The organism is Nostoc sp. DSM 114160, assembly GCF_053470305.1.
In genome coordinates, this window is the sequence record NZ_JBPFGO010000001.1 from 892888 (window position 1) to 916692 (window position 23805).

Sequence of the window (23805 nt, forward strand, 5' to 3'; positions counted from 1 at the left end):
TGATGTTAATGACTTCCGGATTAACCGTCATGAGGTGTTAATCTGGAAGCTTTTATTTTTCAGGTATTACCTAAACACGCATCAATCCTAATCACAGCAACGGTTTAGCGTCGTCAGTGAAGCTTCCGGTTTTACATAAAAGTGGAACATTTACATGAATTTCTAAAGCGAATACAACGGATTTATTCACTTCACAAAAATCTGTTATGCAACCTGGAATCACTGATTTATTTGGCCCGACTGCAACATTCTCTGGGACTCCGAAAGTATTAGAAATTCCTCTAAGTTCTCTGACTGCGCTTACAAGTTCCAACCCTACAGCATTGGAAATTTATGCAGCCATCGTTCAAACTGCTCACACTTGGATAAATGCCAATACAGATGTTTCAGTAATGGCAACTTCCGACCTAACTATCTCATCTCCAATAACTCGCAATGGGGTTGCTAAAACCCAGTTTCAATTCTCAGAAAGGTTTTTTGGAACCTACGCGGCTCCAACTTTTGATCCCAATGCAGTCTGACTAGCAATCTAATCAAGGGAATAAAAATATGGGTTGGTGCATAGTTGGAAACGTGGTAACAGCGCCGGGACAAGTCACACGACAGGCGATTTATTACACCACTGAACCACAAATTACTTATCATTCCAATTCCGCAGACCAAAGTTATTGGGGCTATGCATACACATCATTCAATAACGCTGCTTCATTTGCGGATGGAAGCTACACGATTTTTCAATCCGATCAAGCTTCTTGCCAAGTTACAGCGCGCTATGACTGCATTAATGGCACTTGTACTTTATCAAATCAATATAGTACACCGGGTTTGTACAACTCACTTTCTGATTGTCAGGCTGTTTGTGCAAACGGTGGAGCTTGCGCTGAGGGTAAACAATGTATAGATCCCACTAAATTTATTCCTAGTGGTAAAGTCTGCATTGACCAGGGCGAATTTGATTCAATTGAAGCCTTGATTTCTAAAATTGGTAGTGAGGTTTGTTAAATGTCTACAGAGGGTCAGTCTCTAATATCCTCACTTTCAAACATTAGTAATTGTTCTGGTCATCAATGCAATTGCTGCTCTGACTTAGAAGCCAAAATCAATAATTTACAAGCACAAATACATCTTGTAAATGAAAGATGCGGGGCAATTGAAATTAATGATGGGGAGCTATTAAGGCGAATAGAAGAACTACAAAAACAAATCGATCTACTTATAATCGTAGATTTGGTAGCCGCGCTAATTCCGATTCTCTTACCGGAATTACTTGCTCTGGCAGGGCCAGCAGTTGCCGGAATTGTAGGGAGTATCGTACCGGCTGCGATCGCAGCGGCTTTAGCCGGAGCGCTGAAAGAGATTACAGAAGTAGTAGGCTTAGGCTCAGAAGAGATTGCAGCATTAAGTCGTTCTGCTAAAAGTGATGTCGAGGGCATTGGTAGCAGTGTAAAAGGTGAGGTTGAAGGTGTCGGTAACAGTATCAAAGGCGAAGTTGAAGGCGTTGGCAGTAGTGTAAAAGGTGAGGTTGAAGGTGTTAGTAGCTCTACTAAAGCTGAAATTGAAGCGACGGCTAGGAGTGCTAACGCTGAAATTGAAGCAACAGCTCGTAACGCTAAGTCTGAAATTGAAGCAACTTCAGTTTCGGCAGAAACTGAATTAAAAGGTGTTGCTGATACTGTCAAGAATGAGGTGAAAGCAACTGCTGAAACTGCCGAAACTGAACTTAAAGGAATTGCTGACTCTGCCAAAGATGATATTAAATCAACTGCTGAATCCGCTGAAAGTGAGCTAAAAGATATTGCCAACTCTGCAAAATCCGAGGTGAAAGCAACGGCTGAAACTGCCGAAACTGAACTTAAAGGAATTGCTGACTCTGCCAAAGATGAGGTGAAATCAACTGCTGAATCGGCAGAAGGTGAACTAAAAGATATTGCCAACTCTGCCAAAGATGAGGTGAAAGCAACTGCTGAAACTGCCGAAACTGAACTCAAAGGTGTTGCTGATACTGCTAAAAGTGATGTCAAAGCAACTGCTGAAACTGCCGAAACTGAATTAAAAAGCATTGGTGACACTGTTAAAGATGAAGTGAAAGCAACTGCTGAAACTGCTGAAACTGAAATTAAAGGAATTGCTGACACTGCCAAAGATGACCTAAAAGCAACTGCTGAATCGGCTGAAGGTGAGCTAAAAGGTATTAGTGATTCTGTTAAAGATGACTTGAAATCAACTGCTGAATCGGTTGAAGGTGAGCTAAAAGGTATTAGTGATTCTGTTAAAGATGACTTGAAAGGTATTGGTGATTCTGTCAAATCAGACTTACAAAGTCTTGGCGATTCTGTAAAAACTGAACTGTCAACAGCCACCAAGTTAGCGGAAGCTGAACTAACAAGTGCGACTCAACTTGCAAAAACTGAACTTGAAACGGTTGCTAGACTTGCAAAAACCGAACTTGAAGCAGTCGGAGCAGCAACAGAGAGCGCTACTAACCCAGCTTTAATTTCTGTCCTTGCTGGATTAACTACGGCTAGCATTATTGACCAAGGATTAATCGGTCAGTTGCTCGGAAATGAAATTCAGAGTAATGCAAATATTGATGCTCTAGCAAAATCAATAAATGACCTTCAAAATGAAATCGAAAATAAACCAGATAAACCAGTGCAAACATCAACAATAACTGTAGATATATTTGAAAGATGCGACCAGAATAATAATCCTGTCTATGGCTCAAGAACTGTTACGGTAATTCAAGGAACAGAAGAAGCTGAAATACTCAAATTTCAACAAGAAGCAATTGCTAATGGTGCTACTTGTAGGATTGGTTCTGGAAGTGGCTTTGCTAATGTTCTAAATGAAGTCCGCGAGATTGGGGCAATCATAGTCAATGCATCTGAGCAAACACTTAACACAGTTTCTTCAGGATTCAACGCCCTTCAAGATGATGGAATCCTATCAGAAAATAACTGGAAATACCACCCCTCTACTATATCTTTGAAAACTGGAAGCATTGCTAATCCCATTGATGCAACCACCGTAATTAATAATCAAAATCCCAAAACAGCATCAGCTTTAGTTGAACAAATAAACACAGAATTAACAAACTTAGACACTAATATTCAAACTGCAATAACTAACGCATCTACTCAAAGAACCAATGAAATTCAGCAGTTAACTACTCCTGATTTTAGTTGGGAGGATTTAACGTGAGTGGTGTTAGGAACTGGGCACTAATTCGCCAAGGTTTAATTAATGGCACTTCTTACAATGCAGAAGTTAACGCACACTTTGGTGATACTTCTGCTGATTCTGGGCGGGATGCTGCAAAAAACCTGTGCTTGATAACTTCTACTGACTCAATGCAAATTGCTGCACAACGACAATCATTCTTTTATCATCAAGTTTTAAAAATCCAAAACAAACCAACTATTATTGGCAAGCCAAAAGTCGATGTAGATGCTGATGTAACTTATCATCCACAAGTTTTTATTAGACTTTGGCAAGATTCTACAGCCGTGCCACGTGGGAAATTTCCCAAATCTGCGGAATTTTCTTATCGGGTCATGGGAGAAACTAGCGAAACAATTACAAATGAAAAATTGAATAACTATGCAAGACTTGTTTACACTGCTTTTTTTCAAGACCAGTTTGTAATTAACAAAGGCAAATATATCGGCTGGTACACTTCACCCGTTGACGGGCTACATTTGCAGCTTTACTGCATTGATGAAGCAGAATGCTCTCGCGTAGCTCAGGCAATTGTTTCTAAACTAAACAAAGCTTGGACCGAGTCACTGTTCAAAATTACCAAGCCAGCCAGGAGCAATACCGTCTCGTCAAGCGATACAATCACAATTCTTGGTGAAACTAAGCAGCGTCCACAATGGCGACCAAATTGCACTGTGCGCGCCACAGAAGCCTGGATTTCTTTATGGGCAGAGGCAGAAGAAATTCCCTTGATTGCGAAAACAAATGGCACGTTCAGACCAGTCATCAGATAAGCGCCTAGTTGCTAATTGGCTTTTATCATGTGTGTTTTTTGTATGCTTTCTTTAGAACCCTATAGGGTTCCATATACGTAAGACGAGTGTTTGTCAATAGCATAATAAAGTACACGGTTAAATAAGTGTCTATTATGACGAAAAAATCTTACGTATTGGCTTCTGGTGGCGTGCAGTACGCTTTGCATTTATCTTCTGATTACGATGGAATTAAGGATGCGTGCGGTCTAACTGACATGCCTACGCCTGTTCCTGATAATGTTGTTGACGAAACCGAATCTTCTATCTGCCGCAAAGGAAAGGCTATTAAAGTATCTGTTGGGCTGGAAAATGGTAAGCGCAGAAAAGTAATAGTAGGTAGTATAAAAACAATTAAAGGACTGATCGGCAAGACTTATGGAAGTAGTGTAATTAAATCTGCTTCTGTTGTTCAACACATCAGATTAGGGTAAAACCTTACCGTTTAATTTAGGGCAACATCTTAACGTTTAGTATTAAATTAGGAATAAAAATATGGCTTTGCTTGCAACGCTCGAAGTTCAATTCCATGTTGGATCTGGACAAAATCAGACTACTCAAAAAGCATGGTTTTTAGGCGCTAAAGGTGTTTATGCCGATGCTGATATGGCTACAGCTACAGGTATAACTGACGTAACCAATACCCTAGCCGGACAAGTACCGCTACACGATGTAGATCAACTTTTGTTGCACGGGATAATTCGCACCGTAGAAGTTGATTTGGGAGGTTCTGATAATAAGATTGTTGGACAAAGAGCAATTAGGTACTCTGGTTTAAAATCAGCAACAATCGAAGCAGATATTCTTGGTAAAAAATACGCTGGCGGTAAAAGTGCAAAGTTCAATAATACAACTGTTAAAGAAGTTATTGAACGCCGGAACAAAAGTTTTGTTTAGTTTTTAGATAAAGACAAACAAAAATGGATTTATCTACTGGTTGGACTTCTGTAGGGAATGGTAGCTTTAGTTCAGCCAGTGGCTCTATTCCTTTATTTAGTGTTCCTGGGTTTTTTAATTCTCAGATTATTGGGATTAAGATTTCAACAATTAATGCCAAATCCAGTTGGTATACGGGAGGCTGGATAGAGCAAAAAATTCTGACTGAGCTAGATTCTACCCCTTGGATTACTTTTGCTAAAAAGCTTGAGATTGGAGGAAATATTATCTTTTTTCCTCAAGCGATTGATAACTACTCAATAGACATTAGTTTTCCAAATTATTTCAAAACCGTTTCTGTTGAAGTATGGATTCATTAAAAAATGAACATCCTGTTATTGCTAATTATTCTAGTTCACCAGGAATCACACTTACCTTAGAATCTACAGGTGTATTTTTAGGGATTCTTGTTAGCGCTTCTGTTTTAGCTGGAGTTTGCATCAAAGTTGTTAGCAGCATCAACCGGATTTCTTCTTCAATTACTCAAATTGAAAAAGACCTAAAAGAACATGCTGATAATGCCAAAAGAATTGACCAGCTTGATAAAAAACTGGATTTACATCTTCAAGAATATATAAATCGAAAAGATGTAGTGCAAATGCTTTTCGGTCAAATCAATGAGAAGGTTGACCACAAATTCAAAAAAATTCTGTTTTATACCCGTGATATTCAAAGCTTTTTACAGCGTGATTCTGATTTCAAAATCCGGGAATACTACGAACACACTAACGAGGATTAATCAAATGTCTAAATCTACACTCAATACTTTAGCTACAATTTTTGGTTTGATTGCAGGCGGATCTAACTTACTTGGAAGTACTGGTATTATCAATCACTCCACAGCTGGAACTATTGGGGGCATCGCTACAGCTATTCTTGGGTATCTGGTGCAACAGCCTGCGACTGGCGAACCACAAGCACCAGCACCTCAAAAATAAATCACTGGGGATTCCAGCTACACGGTAGAAGGGAACACATATCTAAAAACGTGGGAGACATTGCAGTTTTGGCTGATAAATATCTCTGGATCTACCCTCTTGCGGTAAAGTTGCATAAGAATGTGCATCTAAAGCCAGGAGGAAAGAGTTGTGAAAGCAGTCTTGATGACAGCAGCTGGCAATCCCGACGTTCTACAAGTGCAGGATGTGCCAAATCCTGCTGTTCCTGTCGGGAATACTGAACTTTTAGTGCGTTTGGTGGCGGCTGGCATTAACCCCATTGACACTAAACTTCGGAGTCGAGGCAGTTTCTACCCCGATCGCACGCCGACAATTTTAGGATGTGATGGTGCAGGGGTCGTGGAAGCAGTGGGTGCTGGCGTTCAGCGTTTTCGCGCAGGTGATGAAGTATATTTTTGCTATGGTGGCTTGGGCGCACACCAAGGAAATTACGCTGAATATACCGTTGTCGATGAGCGGTTTGTGGCACGTAAACCCGCCTCTATCTCCTTTGCCGAAGCAGCAGCAGCGCCTTTAGTATTAATCACCGCCTGGGAAGCTTTATATGAACGGGGACGATTAGAACCTGGGGAACGCGTTTTGATTCATGCGGGTGCTGGTGGTGTCGGCCATGTAGCAATTCAATTGGCGAAACTCAAAGGTGCTACTGTTTCCACCACCGTGGGTTCTGAGGAAAAAGCTAATTTCGTCAAAGAACTTGGTGCCGATAATGTAATTTTTTACAAACAAACAGACTTTGTGCAAGCGGTATTAGATTGGACTGGCGGCGAAGGCGTAGACTTGGCTTTTGATACCGTCGGCGGCGAAACCTTTCACAAAACCTTCCCCGCAGTGCGAGTTTATGGCGATATTGTGACGATTCTCGAACCAGATGCCAATACTGTTTGGAAAACTGCTAGAACTCGCAACCTCCGCATCGGTTTAGAATTAATGCTGACACCAGCCTTGCTAGGATTACAAGATAGTCTCCACCATCATGCAGAAATTCTCGAACAATGTGCCACCTGGTTCGATGAAGGCAAATTAAAAATCCATGTGAGTCACAAATTTCCCTTAAAAGAAGCAGCTAAAGCCCACCAATTAATTGAAAGCGGGTCTGTGGCAGGTAAAATTGTTCTGCTGATTAGTGACGAATGATCGAACAATTTGCATAATTTATCTTTTAAACGCAGAGGCACGCAGAGGTTAAACGCAAAGGTACACAGAGGAATTTCTTGGCGTACCTCTGCGCTTCCCTTAGCGTTCCTTTGCGTTTTACTCCTTTTCCCTCTACCAGTTTCGGCAACACAAACACAACCAGAACGCACACCCTTAACCCTAGAATTATTACAAGAACGACTACGCACACCCATACTCCGCGAAGGAAATTTGACTGTAGATTTGCAAAAAATGGCGATCGATTTACGCCCAGAAAACGCCAGCTTTCGTGATGCTTTTTACCAATTACTGCGAAAAGAACTCGGTACAAAACCTCTGGGTTTAGACCTCAGCTATGCTTTAATTCTGGGGGATTTTGTCGGCAGCGATTTGGGTTTAAGAACACCATTGTATGCAAAAGCGATGTCTGGCGACAAGCCGCGAGGCGTCTACGCACCCATTTTCACCGCTACCGAACAAGAAAAACTAGAACGTTTGCGCTTCGTTTGTCTAGAGTCACTCGCAATCGCTTTACCCAACTCTAAAGATTGTCGATCGCTTCTGGGAACAGAGTCAACCCCAGCCAGTGAAATCGCCGTCTTTCGTGGTGTCTTAACACTGGTGCAAACTCGCTTCAATGGCGAAGTGAAGTTCTCCAATACTTTTTTTCTTCAGTCTGTTGATGCCCAAGGTGCAACTTTTCTCCAACCTACTGACTGGACTGAAACGAGATTTGCTCGTCCTGTTAGTTTTACCAGTGCTAACTTCCAACAACCAAGCAATTTTCAGGGCAGTATATTTTTTGAAAAAGCTAACTTTAAAAAAATTAAATTTCGGGAACTGGCTGATTTTCAAGGTAGTATCTTTGAGGCGACTGCCAACTTTAACCAAGCAACTTTTAAACAGTTGGCTAAATTCAGTAGCGTCCAATGGCAAGGAAATGCTGATTTTTCGGAAGTGGATTTTGCCAATCAAGCCCAGTTTACTAAAGCAGGTTTTAATCAGTTTCTTCTTTTAACAGAAGCGATTTTTGAGCAAGGTGTAAGCTTCCGAGAAGCGGAGTTTAACCTATTGATAAATCTGCAAGGTGCAAATATTCTGAACCTTGCAGATTTTAGTGATGCCAAGTTTGCTAAAGAGGCTTGTTTAAGCGTACCTGGTTTAACTTTTAACTCTAACCAAGCGAAAATTTTAGGTAATCCCGGTGAGATTGGTAAGATGTTCTGCATCCCAACATTGCAAGGTAATCAAAACGTCTTGCGGAATTTGGGGCAAAATTTCCGTCAGCAACAGCAAGTAGGCGATGCTAATGAACTGGAATACACAAAACAACGATTGCGATTAATCGAGTTTGGGCATCGTTTGACGGCTACAAATATTAATAGTGCAACTGTTGCAACTTTGATTAACCTGGGTTTTTCTGCAACTCAAGCCCAAGCGATCGCCCAGCGTCGTCTGGTAAAATCCTTTCGCAACAGTAATGAGTTACTCACCATTGCAGACATCGATTTAGAAAAATATACTCAACTAAGCGATCGCTTAATTGTTGGCGAAACCCTTTCTATAGTTGGATGGTTGCTGCAAGCTTGGAGTTGGTTGGCGTTGAGTGTACTGCTGTTGTTGAGTGGCTATGGGACAAATTTTTGGTTAGTTTTTGGCGTGGGAGGATTAGCGATCGCTTATTTCGGCTTACTGTTTTGGCTAGTGGATCGCTGTCGTCGGCTGCATCCCGTACCAATTATTCCCACATCTTACGAAACCATTTCAATATTAGTCAGTTTTAGCGTTTTAGAATTCTTCAGCTTACTAGCAATCTTTCGCAATGCCGAACAACCTTGGTTGACATTGGGGTGTCTTTTGATAATTCTTGTCCCCGTCCCAATGGCTTTATTAATCCGACTTTACCAACAAGGGCGTTATCATGACTTAATGGACGTTTCTTACTTCACAGAAGACGGCACATTTCGCCAGTTACGATTGTTGATTGGACGTTTGCCAGTCATACCAAGGAATCAGACATTTCGGGAACGATATATGCCTTTGTTGTGCGATCGCCGTTGGAACTGGCTCAACTACTATGATTTTAGTCTCAACAACCTAGTTAAATTAGGATTTAACGACATTCGCCTGCGAGACGAACACCTACCTGGCATCATCTCTGCACTTGCTTGGTATCAATGGAGTTTGGGTGTAATTTACATCACGCTAGTTTTGTGGACACTTTCCCGCACAATTCCGGGATTGAATTTGCTGATTTATCTGAAGTAATTCCTGTACTGAACTTTTTTTCGCTACACTTTGTAGTGGTGCTAAGAGAATGTTTTCAAAGTTATTTGGACGGTAACAAAACGTTTTATATCCCCCTCAATTCCCCGATAAATTGGGTATTACATCGGCTAAAAGTAATAGAAGCCCGGTTAAACGCAAGTTATATCGTGTCCGGTTAAAGACTTATCATTAAGGTAGCAGAGGGGCAGGGGGGCAGAGGGGAAGGGTTTTTGGATTTTTGCATAGATTCGGGAATCATAACTAATTAGCCGGACTTGATATTAATTAAATATCTAAAAATTTGGTAAATTTATCAAAAGATTGTTCATTGCAATATAATGTTTAACCAAGTTTAATTTTTGTTATAGGTAAGTAGGCGGGAAAATTCATAACTACGTTATTGCGAGTTAAACGTTCGTGCAGCCTCTCCTAGAGAAGCGATCGCAAAGATTTTATTTTATTTTAAGTCTGTTTATCTCCACCTACTTACAAACATATCTATCAGTTAATCTTTTTAATTATTGTCTAAAAATATCTACGATTTTGATAAAAATATCAAAATATTTTTCATTGTGCTTCCAAGTTAAATCAGATAAATTGTAATTGTCAATAGGTAGCATTAATTCAAAACTGATTATCTCCACTTAACAAAGATAATCAAGTAATTTCATAGCTACTAACTATTTTTGCTAACAATCAAAACAACAAAATAACCATGCAATAGACAAAAATAAAGTCTATTTTATGTTGTGATGCTAGCAAAATTTTTATCCAATAATGAGGATTAATCTAATGGCAGAAAATTCAAGTAATAGTGGTAGCAGTAACTCCTCTACTAATGGGAACAATTCGATTAGCCAATCACCCTTCGGTCGCTTGGAAGAAGTTGTCGGTAAGGAAGGCGTCAAAAATCTATTCAGTGGTGTTGGTAATGGAGAAAGTGGCAGTAACCCATTTGGTGGCGGTGCTGCTGGTGGTGCGGGTGGCAGTCAGCCTGATTTAGCCTATGGTGGTAATCCTTTCGCTGGCGACAACTTCTGGAATATCTTTGCAGGCGGTGTCAACCCATCCAAAGGCGGCGGTATCCCATCCACAGGTGGCGGTATCCCATCCACAGGTGGCGGTATTCCATCCACAGGCGGCGGTATCCCATCCACAGGTGGCGGTATTCCATCCACAGGCGGCGGTATCCCATCCACAGGTGGCGGTATCCCATCCACAGGCGGCGGTATCCCATCCACAGGCGGCGGTATTCCATCCACAGGTGGCGGTATTCCATCCACAGGTGGCGGTATTCCATTCACAGGTGGCGGTATTCCATCCACAGGCGGCGGTATTCCATCCACAGGTGGCGGTATTCCATCCACAGGTGGTGGCAGCCCATCCACAGGTGGCGGAAACCAAGGTAGTGGCTACGACTCTTTGACTGGTAGTAACAGCCAGACTTATGGCATTAGCACAACTGAAATACCGGACGGGTTCACTTTGAGGGCCACTATTGACAAGCTAGTTAACTCAAAGCTTGACAAGGAAGTGGGTAGTGGACAAACCTCGCCATTTCCAACTGGTGGACAAACCTCGCCATTTCCTACTGGTGGACAAACTTCGCCATTTCCTACTGGTGGACAAACCTCGCCATTTCCTACTGATGGACAAACTTCGCCATTTCCTACTGGTGGACAAACCTCGCCATTTCCAACTGGTGGACAAAACCCCTTCGCTTAATACAATATTTGCGAAAATCAGCAGATAAATAGAAGTGAACAATGATGAGTTCTTCAGTACATAGTATGCTAGTACAGCTTGGCGCAAATAAACATATTATTCGATAAACCGGAAAAGCGTGTATTATCTCTGATGTGCCTTCTGCCTTATTGTACTAGTTTGCTATTTTACGCCCGAAACTCTTCTCAGGCAAAGGTTTAGGCAATATCTTCTGTTAGTTTGACGGTAAGATTATTAAAGCCTTTTTTGTAGAGATATTTTGGGTTTAGCAAATTCATAATTGGTATAAGAAGTACTGAAGACCCCATAATTTTTTAACTAAAAATAGGAGAATTAGTGCCAATGGAAGCGTCTGCTGTCAATCCCATAAATGGTGGATTTAATCCATTAAGTGCAGGTGGCGCTAGCAACCTATATAACGGTAATTCCTTTGCTGCCAATGACAGTTTGTCTGCTGCTAAAGGCAGCCTGTTGACGGGTGGTAGCAATCTGTTATTAGGTAACGGTAACAATCCTATTCCAGGTGGCGGTATTAACCCATTTGCAGGCGATGCTGGTAGTGGGCTTCAGAAATTAATCTTTGAGCGATTAAAGTTAGTTCTAGGTGATAACTATTTCAAGGGTATTGACAACACATTGGCAGGAGGTAGTAATCCTTTTGCAAACAGTGGTTATCCGATTCAAAGTGGGGCTAATAACCCTTTGGCAGGTAACGGTAATGCGATTCCAAGTGGGGCTAATAACCCTTTGGCAGGTAACGGTAATGCGATTCCAAGTGGGGCTACTAACCCATTTGCAGGTAACGGTAATGCGATTCCAAGTGGAGCTACTAATCCATTTGCAGGTAACGGTAATGCGATTCCAAGTGGGGCTACTAACCCATTTGCAGGCGGTGGTAATCCATTTGCAGGCGGTAGTAACCCATTTGCAGGTGGTGGTAATGCGATCGCAAGTGCTGGAAGCTTGCTTCAACAATCACCTTTCGATCCGTTGAAAGAAGTCCTTGGTAACAATATACCCTTTAGTAACACTGGGAATACATCTAATTCAGGTAGCCAAACCTTTAATCAGAGCAACGCACCGGTTGGCAAAGGTAATAAGGACTCTGGCAGTAATAACGCAACTATTGGTAATTTTAACTCGGATTCTGGCAGTAACAGCGCAACCATTGGTAATGGTAACTGGAACTTTAATAATGACAACACAACCATCGGTAATGGCAACTGGCTATTTGGAAAGAGTAACACAACCCTTGGTAATGGCAATTGGTATTGGGACGATGGAAGTAATAATTCAACATTAGGTAATGGTAATTGGCACTTTGGCAGTGACAACGCAACCATTGGAAACGGTAATTGGGACTTCGGTAAAGATAATACAATTATTGGTAATGGTAACTGGGTTTTTACCAATGGAAATGAAATTATTGGTAATGGCAATTGGTTAACAAAGACTGACAATACAACGATTGGAAACGTCAATAATCTCAGCAGTTTAAAGTTATCCCCACTAGGAATCAAAACTGATGTTAACAATCTAATTGACTCTCTTATAGGTAAAATAGGTAAAAATTTTCTTGGGTTCACAGGAGATTTTGATAAATCGAGTAGCCAAACCTTTAACCGCCTCATCTCTTCTAAAAGTGTTGGTAATGACACTAATATATCTAGCGATATTGAGCAACTTTTGGCATCACTCAGCCCAATTCAAGGAAATTTTATCAATTATCAGCCTGTGCAAAACCCTCAGCCTGTCCCAGAATCTACTTCTTCAGTGCCATTGTTAGTAATGGGACTGGTGTGTTTGCTGTTGTCACTGTTCAAAAAACAACAACACTGTTAACGTAAATTCAATAGACCTCTTGCAAAAGTAACTTTTGCACTCTTGCGGTCAAAGGGGTTCATGTCAAAGGGGAAAGGTTTTTTTATTCCTTTTCCCTTTGACATGAACCCTTTTCCCTACAAATGCCAAGAAGTGTAATCTTTCTCAGCTAATTGCGATCGCACTTTCTGTTTCTATACCAGGTTGACTTACAGCAATTATTAGCGAGAATTGATGCTGTCCGCGCCAAGCTATCCTCATGGAGACGGTTTGCGATGTCTACGATGGTCACTGAGCGACTTGCCTTGAGTTTCGACTGCGCTCAACTACCGCGAAGTCGAAAGGAGCCGAAGTGACGCACTATAGAGCGACTCATAAGTTAGTTACAACGATTGCTGCAATGATTTAAACCTTTCTTATACATGAACAAATAATTGCTGCAAAGCATGAAACCTTTGCAGCAATTGCTTATACCTTTCTTGGAAATACTTAAGCCTTTCTTATACATGAAGGAACAATTGTTGCAAAGTATGAAGCCTTTGCAGCAATTGCTTATACCTTTCTTGGAAATACTTAAACCTTTCTTATACATGAACAAGTAATTGTTGCAAACGTTTCAATTTTGGCAACTAGTGTTGAAGGTTAAGCGAGTTACAAGTGCTGATATCAAGGAAAGGGGAGACAAAGCATAGCTTTGGCTCTTTGGGGTGCAATGGCTGTAGGAATCATAACTAAATTCCGAACTTGCGCGCGGAGTTTTATGAGTGCTATAGCTATATTTGCTAAATTTGATGGGCGATCGCTTAAAATTTAAAAGTTGGTGATTGTTATCTGCTCAAAAGAATGCCTCACTCAAGTTTTCAGCGTGCAAATACTCTTAAAGCGGCTTTTTTGGCTTGTAATGTTGAGCCGCTTGAACCAGCAGAAATGGAACGGTATTATGTCGATCTGTCGCTGGTGCGGAAAACTTCGGCTATTGATAATGTCAGTACAATTTTGGATTTTCAAGAAGCAGGTGATTTTACAACAATTTTATTTACCGGACATCGCGGTTGTGGGAAAAGTACGGAGTTAAAAAAAATTCAGAGTCTTTGGGAAAACAATTATCGGGTAATTTATTTGGAAGCGAATGAAGAGACAGATATTAATGATACCCGGTATACAGATTTATATTTGATTGTAATTAAACAAGTTGAATTTGAATTACGAAAATTAGGTTTGACTTTTAATCAAGCTTTATTAAAAAGTTTTGAATCATGGTTTAAAGACATTACTCAAGAAAACGAGCAAAGTGTAGAAAAATCAGTCAACGTCGAGGCAGAAGCCACTCTCAGCCCGACTGCACCATTTCTCGCCAAACTAATGGTCAAATTGCTGGCACAAATTAAAGGCTCGGACAAGCAAAAGACAACTATTCGGCAAACTCTAGAAAAAGATTTATCTCGCCTCAAATCTGATACTAATCTATTATTAAGCGACGCTTACGCAAAATTGCGGCAAAAATTTCCTGAATGTAAAGGATTATTAATTATCTTCGATAATTTAGATCGGGTTCCTCCTGTCGTAGCAGAACATTTGTTCTTTGATTATGCGGCTCAGATGCAAGAATTAAATTGTACAATTATTTATACAGTACCAATTTCAATTCTTTGTTCGCCAAAAAATCCCCTGAATCAATTTGATGGTAATCCTCATATTGTGCCGATGATTAATATCTATGAATTTGAACGGCATAAATGCGATCTAGATTACAATCAGACGGGCTTAGATGCGATGGCAAGTGTAATTGAAAAGCGGGTTGATATTGATGCAATTTTTAATAGCCGTAATCAATTATTAGAACTAGCACAAGCAAGTGGTGGTCATGTGCGTCAGTTAATGCAAATGATGCGCTCTGCATGTCAAACAGCGAGTACCAAAAAACACGAAAAAATTATATCCGAAGATATAGAGTATGCAGTTAAACAGCAACAATTTAGTTTTGAGCGGTTTATTCCTGAAGAACATTACCCTCATTTGGCTCAGGTTTGTTTAACTAAAAATGTCAGTAAAGATGAAATTGGACAATTAATGTTATTTAATACTTCCGTGTTGGAATATAACGGCGATAAACGATGGAATTATCCAAATCCGGTGGTGAAGCGAAATGAGTTCTTCCAAGAAGCTCTCCAATCAGCACAAAAACAGTGAACTTCAAGCCGAAATAGGTAAATTTATTGCCTATAATCAAGATGAATTTGCTGAATTAGTGACATTTGTCGATTTTGCAGAAAATTTTACATTAGGTTTTATTGAAATTAACTTTACACCCGATATAGACCTATTAATTGCTGGATTGCAACAAAATCCTCAATGTGAAGAAATCCAATTTGTGGTTTTAGATTTTCCCGATCAGAATTTGCGATTTCTGCGGGATGAGTTGTTACAGCAATTAGCCAAAATTACTAAAGAAACAAATAAAAAACTTGTTTTATTAATTCGGAATTTAGAAAAATCGATTGGTGTTTTTGGAGATTATCCACCAGTTTTACAGGATTTAAACTTCGTCCGCGATTCTTATCGTCAAACCGTACCTCATCCGCTTTTATTTATCTTGCCAGATTATGCGATTTCGCGGTTAGCAAAATTTGCACCCGATTTTTGGGCTTGGAAATCAGGTTTATTTCGCTTTAAAACCACAGAATTGACTAGAGATAAGGCAATTGCCAATACTCTGAATGCAGACACAAATATAGAACGCTTACCAACACCAGAACAACAAGAACGTATCGATTTATTACATGGCTTGTTGATGGAATATAACCCAACTGGAGAAATACCCCGCCCAGAACATCTCCGCAATTGCTGTAATATTTTAAATGAATTGGGCAAAGCATATTTAAGCCAGCACAAACCAATCAAAGCTAGAGAATATTTAGAAAAAGCTGGGAAAATTGCCCAGCAATTTCCTGATTATTCCTTAGAAATCGAAGTTATCAATCAGTTAGGTAAAAGCTATCAGCAGCAACGACAGTTTGAAAGTGCAAACAGCTATCATCAACAAGCTTTAGATATTGCCAAAAAGCAGAAAAATCGTGCTGCTGTCGCCAATTCTTTGTTTGATTTAGGTAATGTCTCTCTGAATATGCGACAATACGACCAGGCACGGGATTATTATCAACAAGCCCTGGAAATCACAATCGAATTTGGCGATCGCTATTCGAGTGCTAGCACTTACCACCACTTGGGAATGGTTGCCCAAGAGTTGCGCCAATACGACCAGGCACGGGATTATTATCAACAAGCCCTGGAAATCAAAATCGAATTTGGCGATCGCTATTGGAGTGCTAGCACTTACCACCACTTGGGAATGGTTGCCCAACAGTTGCGCCAATACGACCAGGCAAGGGATTATTATCAACAAGCCCTGGAAATCACAATCGAATTTGGCGATCGCTATTGGAGTGCTACCACTTACCACAACTTGGGAATCGTTGCCCAAGAGTTGCGACAATACGACCAGGCACGGGATTATTATCAACAAGCCCTGGAAATCAAAATCGAATTTGGCGATCGCTATTGGAGTGCTAGCACTTACCACCACTTGGGAATTGTTGCCCAAGAGTTGCGCCAATACGACCAGGCACGGGATTATTATCAACAAGCCCTGGAAATCAAAATCGAATTTGGCGATCGCTATAACTGTGCTAGGACTTACCACCACTTGGGAATGGTTGCCCAAGAGTTGCGCCAATACGACCAGGCACGGGATTATTATCAACAAGCCCTGGAAATATATATTGAATTTGGCGATCGCTATTGGAGTGCTAGCACTTACCACTACTTGGGAATGGTTGCCCAAGAGTTGCGCCAATACGACCAGGCACGGGATTATTATCAACAAGCCCTGGAAATCAAAATCGAATTTGGCGATCGCTATAACTGTGCTAACACTTACCACAATTTGGGAATGGTTGCCCAAGATTTGCGCCAATACGACCAGGCACGGGATTATTATCAACAAGCCCTGGAAATCAAAATCGAATTTGGCGATCGCTATAACTGTGCTAACACTTACCACAATTTGGGAATGGTTGCCCAAGATTTGCGCCAATACGACCAGGCACGGGATTATTATCAACAAGCCCTGGAAATAGATATCGAATTTGGCAATCGATATTCGCAAGCTCTCACGCTTCATGGTTTAGGAACGCTTGCACAAGCAGAGGAAAACTATGCAGAGGCTAGGGCTAATTTGCAGACAGCGTTGGAGATATATATTGAGTATCAGGATGAATATATGGCTACGGTAACGCGAGAGAATTTAGAGGCTTTACCGGAGTAGGGGGGGCGATGTGCAAAGTTTAACGATAAGCCGCGTTGCGTCTACGCATTTGGGTTTTTTGGGAAAGGGCGATCGCGGTTGCTTGATTGGTTGGGGAGAGCGATCGCTATTCATTCTATACTTGGTGTAATTTCCTGTGCCCCATGTATAACAGCAAGTACATCAATTTGTTCGGGCTTGTTGTAATAGATAATTCGATATGAACCTTCAATGACTTCCCGAATTTGCTCGGTTTCAAACTCTGGTACAATTCGACCAGATAGAGGGAAATTCGCAAGCTGCTGGGAACGTTTGGTTATACGGTCAATAATCCTGGTTGCGTACCGGAGTGAATTCTGGGCAATGTAAGTATAAATTGCCGATAGGTTTTCTACGGCTGTTTCTGTCCAAAAAACTTTCACTCTGGTAGTCCAAATTTTGCCCTAACTTCCTGTACGGAAATTACTTTACCAGCTTGACTCTCAGCAAGTCCAGCTTCCACAACTTGCCTAACATAAATCTCATACATGAGGTCATCCCATGTTGAGTTAGCAGGTAATTTATCAATTAGCTTTCGAGCTTCTTCTTTAATATTGAGCTTTTCCATAGAGATTACAGATAACTTGCTTTTCTATATTGTATGCTCAACGGGAATCGCGTTTGGGGTTTGTGGAGGTCGATGTCTAACGACAAGCCCTTCTCTACGAGAGGCTGCGCCAACGGGTTCGGGGGTTTGCAATCGACGGGAACCGCCAAGACTGCGACCCCCTCACCGCATTACATCTACGGGTATTGGGTTTGTGGAGGTGCGATCGCTCTAAGTTTTTCTTGCTTCTCAACTTTCATCTTTATAAATATTTTTACGATGTCCGACTTCCACAACATTCACCGCTAGAAGATCGTCGAAAATATCATAGATAACGCGATATTCACCGACTCAAATTCTGTAAGCATTTTCTTTCACTTTTAGCTTTTTGACTCCATTCGGACGTGGTTCTGTAGCTAAATCGTCAATTTTAATTTGTATACGTTCTTGAAGTTCTGACGGTATTTTTTTAAGTTGCTTCAATGCACCCCTCAATATTTCAACCTTATAACTTACGCAACTTCCTTTTTGATTCCTGTCTTTAGTTCTTTTTTAGCTTCTTCCCATGACAATGAGTTCTCAACACTAGCTTCTTTTTTCGCTTTGTCGTAGGCTTTTAAATCTTCTTCCTCTTCTTCTTCTTCGATTGTTTGAAGTAGGGCGTAAATCTCATCTAAAGTACTATCATAAGCTTGATTTAACAGAATGTTAATCTCTTTAATTAATTGTTCGCGTTCCTGTTCACTTTTCATTTTTAGACCTCTTTTATTGCAAATATATGTTTATAATTTGTCTTTCTTATTCTCAACTGAGGCTATAACTAAGACAGTAACTCAATTATAAATGCGATCGCGTTTTGGGGTTTTGAGATAGGGAGAGGAAATAAATAAGTGTATTGATGGCTATACCAGTCGTAAAAATTACTCAAAATTTCTCTTTACTCTCCCTGCCTTCCCTGCTCATTTCACGATAATCTCACTTTTTCGCGTTGCTCCTCTTAAGGAAGCGATCGCATCTGTCTTTTATTTCCCTGGTGGTAAAGTTCCCCCGTTACCTGCATCGGTAGACTTACAATAGACATTCAAGCCGATTGTGAAGATGTAGAGAATAACAATAGTCGCGATCGATGCAGCACTTATGATATAAAACTCATATTTAATTTTTGAAATATACGTAGTGGCGCGGCAAGGCTAAAATGTTGCAATAAATTTTCTTGTGGGGCGGGCATCTTGCCCGCAAATTAGGACGGGCTAGAAGCCCATCCCACAAGAGTTTGCTAATGCACAAATTTAGTCTTGACACGCCACTACTTCAATTACATTACTTTAGTTTTGTGAACTCTTTCTCGGACAATTCTTGAATTGAATTTGCAAATAAGCCCCAAGTAGCGGCAAATGTCAAGCGATCATTCCCTTTTCGATGTTATCTGTGCCACTGCGAACCTCATCAAGATTTTCCGGTAGAAATCCACCTGCTTGCATTTTCCATAATCTGTAATAAGCGCCGCCGAGTGCCAGCAGTTTGGCGTGGGAACCATCTTCGATAATCCGACCTTTATCGAACACCAAAATCCGATCTAGATGGACGATGGTAGATAATCGATGAGCTACTACGATGACCGTTTTGCCATTCATGGCTAAATCGAGGGTATCCTGAATTGCTTTTTCGGTAATTGAATCGAGGCTAGAGGTGGCTTCATCTAAGATTAGAATCGGCGCATCTTTGAGGATTACCCGCGCAATCACAATACGCTGTCTTTGCCCCCCAGACAACTTAACGCCACGTTCACCCACCAGAGAATTGTAACCATCCTTACTTTGAACGATGAAATCGTGAGCATGAGCCTTTCGCGAAGCCTCAATGACTTCCTCATCGGTTGCATCCAAACGTCCGTAACGAATATTTTCTAGCAAAGTGCGATGGAACAGAGACGGATCTTGGGGAATCAAACTAATCTGAGCGTGTAAAGCATCCTGAGTCATGTCTCGAATATCGACCCCATCAATGATAATCTGTCCAGATTGTGGGTCGAACAAACGCAAAATCAGATTGACAAAGGTGGATTTTCCAGAGCCGGACAAGCCCACCAATCCGACACGCTGTCCCGCTTGGATGGTTACAGAAAGGTTGTTGAAAACTTTCTTCTCTTCTGTGTAGTTGAAATTCACCCGCCGAAACTCAATCTTACCTTGAGTGATTGAGTGGGCGATCGCTCGATCGCGATCGATCAACTCGTGGGGTTGAACGATGGTTAAAACACCATTGGCAACATTTCCAACATGTTCAAAAAATTCCAGAAAGCGGCGGCTCAAATTCCGGGCTTCACTGATAATCAATAGCGAGAGGCTGGTTGCAACAACGAAGTCAGCAGCAGCGATCTTTCCTTGATTCCAGAGAGAGAGCGAGTAATACAGGGTGCTAATTTTGAGAATAGCTGCTGAGATGAACTGAAACCAGCGAATGCGCTCCGAATACCAGTTAGACTCTCTCACGTGTTTGAGTTCGCGCCTTAATTGCTCATTTAAATAGCGTCGTTCAAAACCAAAGCGAGCAAATAGTCGGCTACTAGTGAGATTTGTGACTGTATCTACAATAATGCCAGTTGTCTCACTTCTGGCGGCTGCGGCTTTCCGGGAGTAAAATCGGCAGCGAGTTGCCAGCCAAAACGAAATACTGATGAAGAGAACTGCCCATATTCCCACGAGTGCAGCCAGTGGAGGATACGCGCGATACAGTATCGTCGTGGCGACGGAATATACAACAATTACTGGCATAAATTCAGTAATCATCATTTGCATCGTCTGGGTAACACCCAGAGAAGTTTCGCTAATCCGATGTGCCAATGCCCCGGAAAAACTGCTGCTCAGATAGCGATGCGAATGGTGTTGCAAGTAGGCATATAGCGATCGCACAATGTGCTGTCGGTGGATGGGATGGAGAATCGTTTGCAAGAGTCCAGCCGAGCGCCCGAATACCACTTCACCTACACTCAAGCCGATGAACAGCATCAGGGGTTGCTTCATGGCATCAAAAATGGGCTGGCTGTGTCCCGTCGCCGTTACGCCCCGGATGATCTGGCCAATGGCATAAGGCAACATAATGCCACAGGTTGCGTGTATAATCTCCAGGATCACCATTAACACATACCACCAGCGAAACTGGTTAACGAAATAGCAAATGAACCTGAATGGAGTTGATGGCAAATCTGGTGCATCAGGGGCACGTTGAAAGGATTTGGATTGTCTAGCTTTTTTTGTCATTTGTTATTCGCTGCGTCCCTAGTTTCTAACGAAGAGAATCTCCCCTTCGGTATTCGGCGGTTATGTCGTCTAACTTTTGTTTCAAATTGTCGTCGAGTTTTAGTTCTACCGCCTTGAGGTTGTCAGCAAGTTGTTCTGGGACGGCTAGCGCCAACGATCGGGGCAGTGATAATCGGATTAGATAAAACCCAAGCTACTGCTAAGGTGGTGAGGGATAATCCGGCGAGATCGGCTACCGTGCGTAATTCTTCAACAGTATTAAATTCGCGATCGCGCCAGTAGCGTTCTTGATAACGTTCTGCGGCAGCACCTAGCGTGAAACGAGTGCCTGACGTGGGGCCTTGAGTAAAATCGTGTTTACCCGTAAGTAGACCACCCGCCAAAGGATTGTAAGAAATTACACCCAGTCCTTCTTCTTTGGCCAGGGGCAATAGTTCTCGCTCAATTTCGCGGAATAACAAATTGTAGCGGGGCTGAATTGAGATGAACTTGGTTAAATTGCGCGTCTCAGCACGACCCAAAGCACGGGCGAGTCGGTAGGCTAAGAAGTTGGAAACCCCAATGTAGCGCACCTTACCAGCACGAACCACTGCATCCAGTGCTTCCAAAGTTTCATCAAGGGGAGTTGAAGCATCGTCGGAGTGCAACTGGTACAGGTCGATATAATCGGTTCCCAACCGTCGCAGAGAAGCATCGATCGCATCCAAAATATGTTTACGCGAAGCCCCTCGATCCCAAGGTGCAGGGCCGACTCGACCAACGCATTTGGTAGCTAAAATAAAATGTTCGCGTTTGCCTTTGAGCCAGCGTCCAACAATTTCTTCGGTGCGTCCCGCAGTAGTAAGTCCGCCGCCAAGGGGATAAACGTCGGCTGTATCCAAAAAGTTGATTCCGCCATCGGCGGCGGTGTCGAGGATTTGCCTGGAAGTTTCTTCGTCGGTTTGTAAACCAAAGGTCATGGTACCGAGACAAAGACGCGAAACAGTTAATCCAGTTTTACCGAGATTAGTAGTTGGTAAAGTCATAGATATGTTGTTGATTGAAGTTGATTGAGAAAGTTTTAAAATTTTTAAATAGAATGCGACGTGCGTTTTGCCCCGCTTCTTTACGAGACGCTACGCGTAGCAAGATCCCCGGAGGGGTACGCTAACACAGAACTAAAACGCTGTGCAATAAATGCATTTTTTAAGGTGTGAACCAATTTAACCAACCTTCCCAGTTTTGAACGATCGCCGCAAATTCGGCATAACCATCTGCTTTTGGGTGAGCGCCATCATTAGCTTTTGCTTCTGCTAGCCAGATTGGTGACTTCACCAAACGAGAAAACACATCGAGATAAGGAACATCTAGTCGATCGCAAACCAATGCGAATTCCTCGGAGAGATTGGCAAGAATTTGATTATCACCACAGGGTGGCGGACTAACCATCAAAATCGGATAGAGTTGCTTTGCTTGGCTTAAGATACTGCGAGCATTTGCGATCGACTCTGAAAGTTCGATTCCTTGTTGTTTACCCGCCCATCCTGAATCGTTTGCCCCAAAAGAAAACACTACTCGACCATCAGATTCTTTTGGGAGACGATAGGAGACTTCCGAGTACCAACGTTGTTTGAGATACCGACTTGTCTCTGCCCGCACCCCCAAGTTGTAATGGGTGATAGCGTATCCTCTTGACTCAGCATTGCGGCACACTCTACCTGTCCAACCCAAAAACTCTGAATCGCCTGTGCCATTGACAAAAGATTCACCAATAAAACAAATTCTGATTTCTTTGCGAGATGACATAAGTCAACTAAATTTTGCCGAAAAAATTCGGTTTTGACTTGAGAAGCATTATGTTCATGATTCTAGAAGATATTAATATATTGTTATGTTAAGCAGGCAGAACGCTGCCTACCTCAGAGAATATTGCAAATTAGTTTTTGAATATTTCACCTCAAGCGACTACAGAAATTTCACGACGGTTCTGGGAAATTAGCCACTGTTGTAACTTCGGATCGCCGTATACTTCATCTGCAATAAAATGATCGCCTTCTGGTAGCACTGTTAAATCAACTTTCCCCCCTACCTTGCGTAAGCGCTCAACAAAATTCTCTGTATCCTCAATCGGCAGATTTTTGTCCTGTCCACCTTGGAATATCTGAACGGGAATGTTTTTGAGTGCAGCTAGTTCGCTTTCTGCTAATGTTTTTGGTACACGTCCAGACACAGGTACTAAACCTGCGAAGCGATCGGGATGTAAAGCAGCGATATGCCAGATACCCGCCGAGCCTAAGCTGAACCCAGCCAATATCACCCGCGCTGGATCGACAGGCTGAGAAACGATCAGTTCATCAAGCAAAGCAAGCACATCATCGGCTCGATCTGCCCAAGTCTGTTCAGCCGGAATCTGGGGTGCAGCAAAGACATAAGGTAACGAGTCGGATAAATCCACGAAACGAGGTAGACCCCATTTCAGTAGCACATTCAAATCCGTCCCGCGATCGCGTCCTCCGTGCAGAAACAATACTAAAGGTGCAGGTTGCTTGGCATTGTCAGAAACGGGTGAGAACAGATAAGGCAAGGAACCATTGTTAGTGTCATGAGAGCGTTGTTCAACAGGCATTGTTATGACTCCTAATTGATTATTTGGGCATTGGGCATTGAGCATTGGGCATTGGGCAGGGGAGCAGAGGCAGAGAGAGCGGTAAAACATTACTGCAACTTCTCTTCTGCTCCCTCATCTCGCCTTTTACCCTACTTAGTCCTAAGTCCTGAGTGAATTAAGAAGTACTCAGCCAGCACTCGGAACTCAGTACTC

The 23805-nt window shown here is 41.9% G+C and carries 22 protein-coding genes and 1 pseudogene; 15 read left to right on the plus strand and 8 right to left on the minus strand.

The window, feature by feature from the left end; translation table 11 throughout:
• Positions 1 to 206 precede the first annotated feature (206 nt).
• The 15 genes from NSTCB13_RS04240 to NSTCB13_RS04310 all read left to right on the plus strand — a co-directional run bounded on the left by NSTCB13_RS04240 (position 207) and on the right by NSTCB13_RS04310 (position 17180).
• Positions 207 to 521, plus strand: coding sequence for a hypothetical protein (locus NSTCB13_RS04240; protein WP_448271440.1), 315 nt, complete (start codon positions 207 to 209; stop codon positions 519 to 521).
• 28 nt (positions 522 to 549) lie between these two features.
• The gene (locus NSTCB13_RS04245) at positions 550 to 1002 is read left to right on the plus strand and encodes a hypothetical protein (protein WP_448271442.1); all 453 of its coding nucleotides are present in this window, start codon (positions 550 to 552) and stop codon (positions 1000 to 1002) included.
• The gene (locus NSTCB13_RS04250; protein WP_448271444.1) at positions 1003 to 3201 is read left to right on the plus strand and encodes a hypothetical protein; all 2199 of its coding nucleotides are present in this window, start codon (positions 1003 to 1005) and stop codon (positions 3199 to 3201) included.
• Entirely contained in the window at positions 3198 to 3992 is a 795-nt protein-coding gene (locus tag NSTCB13_RS04255) for a hypothetical protein (RefSeq protein ID WP_448271446.1), read from the plus strand. Before NSTCB13_RS04250 ends, NSTCB13_RS04255 begins: the two co-directional genes overlap by 4 nt.
• A gap of 134 nt (positions 3993 to 4126) precedes the next feature.
• Positions 4127 to 4444: a hypothetical protein gene (locus NSTCB13_RS04260; RefSeq protein ID WP_448271448.1), complete on the plus strand. Its 318-nt coding sequence runs from the start codon at positions 4127 to 4129 to the stop codon at positions 4442 to 4444.
• 61 nt (positions 4445 to 4505) lie between these two features.
• Positions 4506 to 4907: a hypothetical protein gene (locus NSTCB13_RS04265; RefSeq protein WP_448271450.1), complete on the plus strand. Its 402-nt coding sequence runs from the start codon at positions 4506 to 4508 to the stop codon at positions 4905 to 4907.
• A gap of 23 nt (positions 4908 to 4930) precedes the next feature.
• Positions 4931 to 5266, plus strand: coding sequence for a hypothetical protein (locus tag NSTCB13_RS04270; protein ID WP_448271452.1), 336 nt, complete (start codon positions 4931 to 4933; stop codon positions 5264 to 5266).
• A complete protein-coding gene (locus NSTCB13_RS04275; RefSeq protein ID WP_448271454.1) occupies positions 5254 to 5685 on the plus strand; it encodes a hypothetical protein in 432 nt (143 codons plus the stop codon). The genes NSTCB13_RS04270 and NSTCB13_RS04275 overlap by 13 nt, the downstream gene beginning before the upstream one ends.
• A 4-nt stretch (positions 5686 to 5689) precedes the next feature.
• On the plus strand, positions 5690 to 5884 hold the full coding sequence (locus tag NSTCB13_RS04280; RefSeq protein ID WP_448271456.1) for a hypothetical protein: 195 nt from the start codon (positions 5690 to 5692) through the stop codon (positions 5882 to 5884).
• Between the two features lie 150 nt (positions 5885 to 6034).
• Positions 6035 to 7042: a zinc-dependent alcohol dehydrogenase family protein gene (locus NSTCB13_RS04285; RefSeq protein WP_448271458.1), complete on the plus strand. Its 1008-nt coding sequence runs from the start codon at positions 6035 to 6037 to the stop codon at positions 7040 to 7042.
• Between the two features lie 9 nt (positions 7043 to 7051).
• Positions 7052 to 9310, plus strand: a complete 2259-nt coding sequence (locus tag NSTCB13_RS04290) for a pentapeptide repeat-containing protein (protein ID WP_448271460.1) — start codon at positions 7052 to 7054, stop codon at positions 9308 to 9310.
• A 792-nt stretch (positions 9311 to 10102) separates the two neighbouring features.
• Positions 10103 to 11035, plus strand: coding sequence for a hypothetical protein (locus NSTCB13_RS04295; protein WP_448271461.1), 933 nt, complete (start codon positions 10103 to 10105; stop codon positions 11033 to 11035).
• 342 nt (positions 11036 to 11377) lie between these two features.
• Entirely contained in the window at positions 11378 to 12877 is a 1500-nt protein-coding gene (locus tag NSTCB13_RS04300; RefSeq protein ID WP_448271463.1) for a hypothetical protein, read from the plus strand.
• Positions 12878 to 13699: 822 nt separating this feature from the next.
• Positions 13700 to 15046: a P-loop NTPase fold protein gene (locus tag NSTCB13_RS04305; RefSeq protein WP_448271465.1), complete on the plus strand. Its 1347-nt coding sequence runs from the start codon at positions 13700 to 13702 to the stop codon at positions 15044 to 15046.
• Positions 15003 to 17180 carry a tetratricopeptide repeat protein gene (locus NSTCB13_RS04310; protein ID WP_448271466.1) on the plus strand — a complete coding sequence of 726 codons (2178 nt, stop codon included), beginning with the start codon at positions 15003 to 15005 and terminating at the stop codon, positions 17178 to 17180. The genes NSTCB13_RS04305 and NSTCB13_RS04310 overlap by 44 nt, the downstream gene beginning before the upstream one ends.
• Positions 17181 to 17290: 110 nt before the next feature.
• Here NSTCB13_RS04310 and NSTCB13_RS04315 read toward each other — a convergent pair whose 3' ends face one another.
• From NSTCB13_RS04315 to NSTCB13_RS04350, 8 genes and pseudogenes are all read right to left on the minus strand, one after another.
• On the minus strand, positions 17291 to 17581 hold the full coding sequence (locus NSTCB13_RS04315) for a type II toxin-antitoxin system RelE/ParE family toxin (RefSeq protein WP_448268756.1): 291 nt from the start codon (positions 17579 to 17581) through the stop codon (positions 17291 to 17293).
• Positions 17578 to 17766: a hypothetical protein gene (locus tag NSTCB13_RS04320; RefSeq protein WP_094347334.1), complete on the minus strand. Its 189-nt coding sequence runs from the start codon at positions 17764 to 17766 to the stop codon at positions 17578 to 17580. Before NSTCB13_RS04320 ends, NSTCB13_RS04315 begins: the two co-directional genes overlap by 4 nt.
• Positions 17767 to 17994: 228 nt before the next feature.
• Positions 17995 to 18243, minus strand: a pseudogene (locus NSTCB13_RS04325) (type II toxin-antitoxin system RelE family toxin).
• 14 nt (positions 18244 to 18257) lie between these two features.
• Positions 18258 to 18497, minus strand: a complete 240-nt coding sequence (locus NSTCB13_RS04330; protein ID WP_292819910.1) for a hypothetical protein — start codon at positions 18495 to 18497, stop codon at positions 18258 to 18260.
• Positions 18498 to 19142: 645 nt separating this feature from the next.
• The gene (locus NSTCB13_RS04335; protein ID WP_448271468.1) at positions 19143 to 21005 is read right to left on the minus strand and encodes an ABC transporter ATP-binding protein; all 1863 of its coding nucleotides are present in this window, start codon (positions 21003 to 21005) and stop codon (positions 19143 to 19145) included.
• Positions 21006 to 21127: 122 nt separating this feature from the next.
• Positions 21128 to 22030: an aldo/keto reductase gene (locus NSTCB13_RS04340; protein WP_448271469.1), complete on the minus strand. Its 903-nt coding sequence runs from the start codon at positions 22028 to 22030 to the stop codon at positions 21128 to 21130.
• A 160-nt stretch (positions 22031 to 22190) separates the two neighbouring features.
• Entirely contained in the window at positions 22191 to 22790 is a 600-nt protein-coding gene (locus NSTCB13_RS04345) for a GDSL-type esterase/lipase family protein (RefSeq protein WP_448271470.1), read from the minus strand.
• Positions 22791 to 22941: 151 nt separating this feature from the next.
• Entirely contained in the window at positions 22942 to 23610 is a 669-nt protein-coding gene (locus NSTCB13_RS04350; RefSeq protein ID WP_445628498.1) for a carboxylesterase family protein, read from the minus strand.
• Between the last annotated feature and the right edge of the window lie 195 nt (positions 23611 to 23805).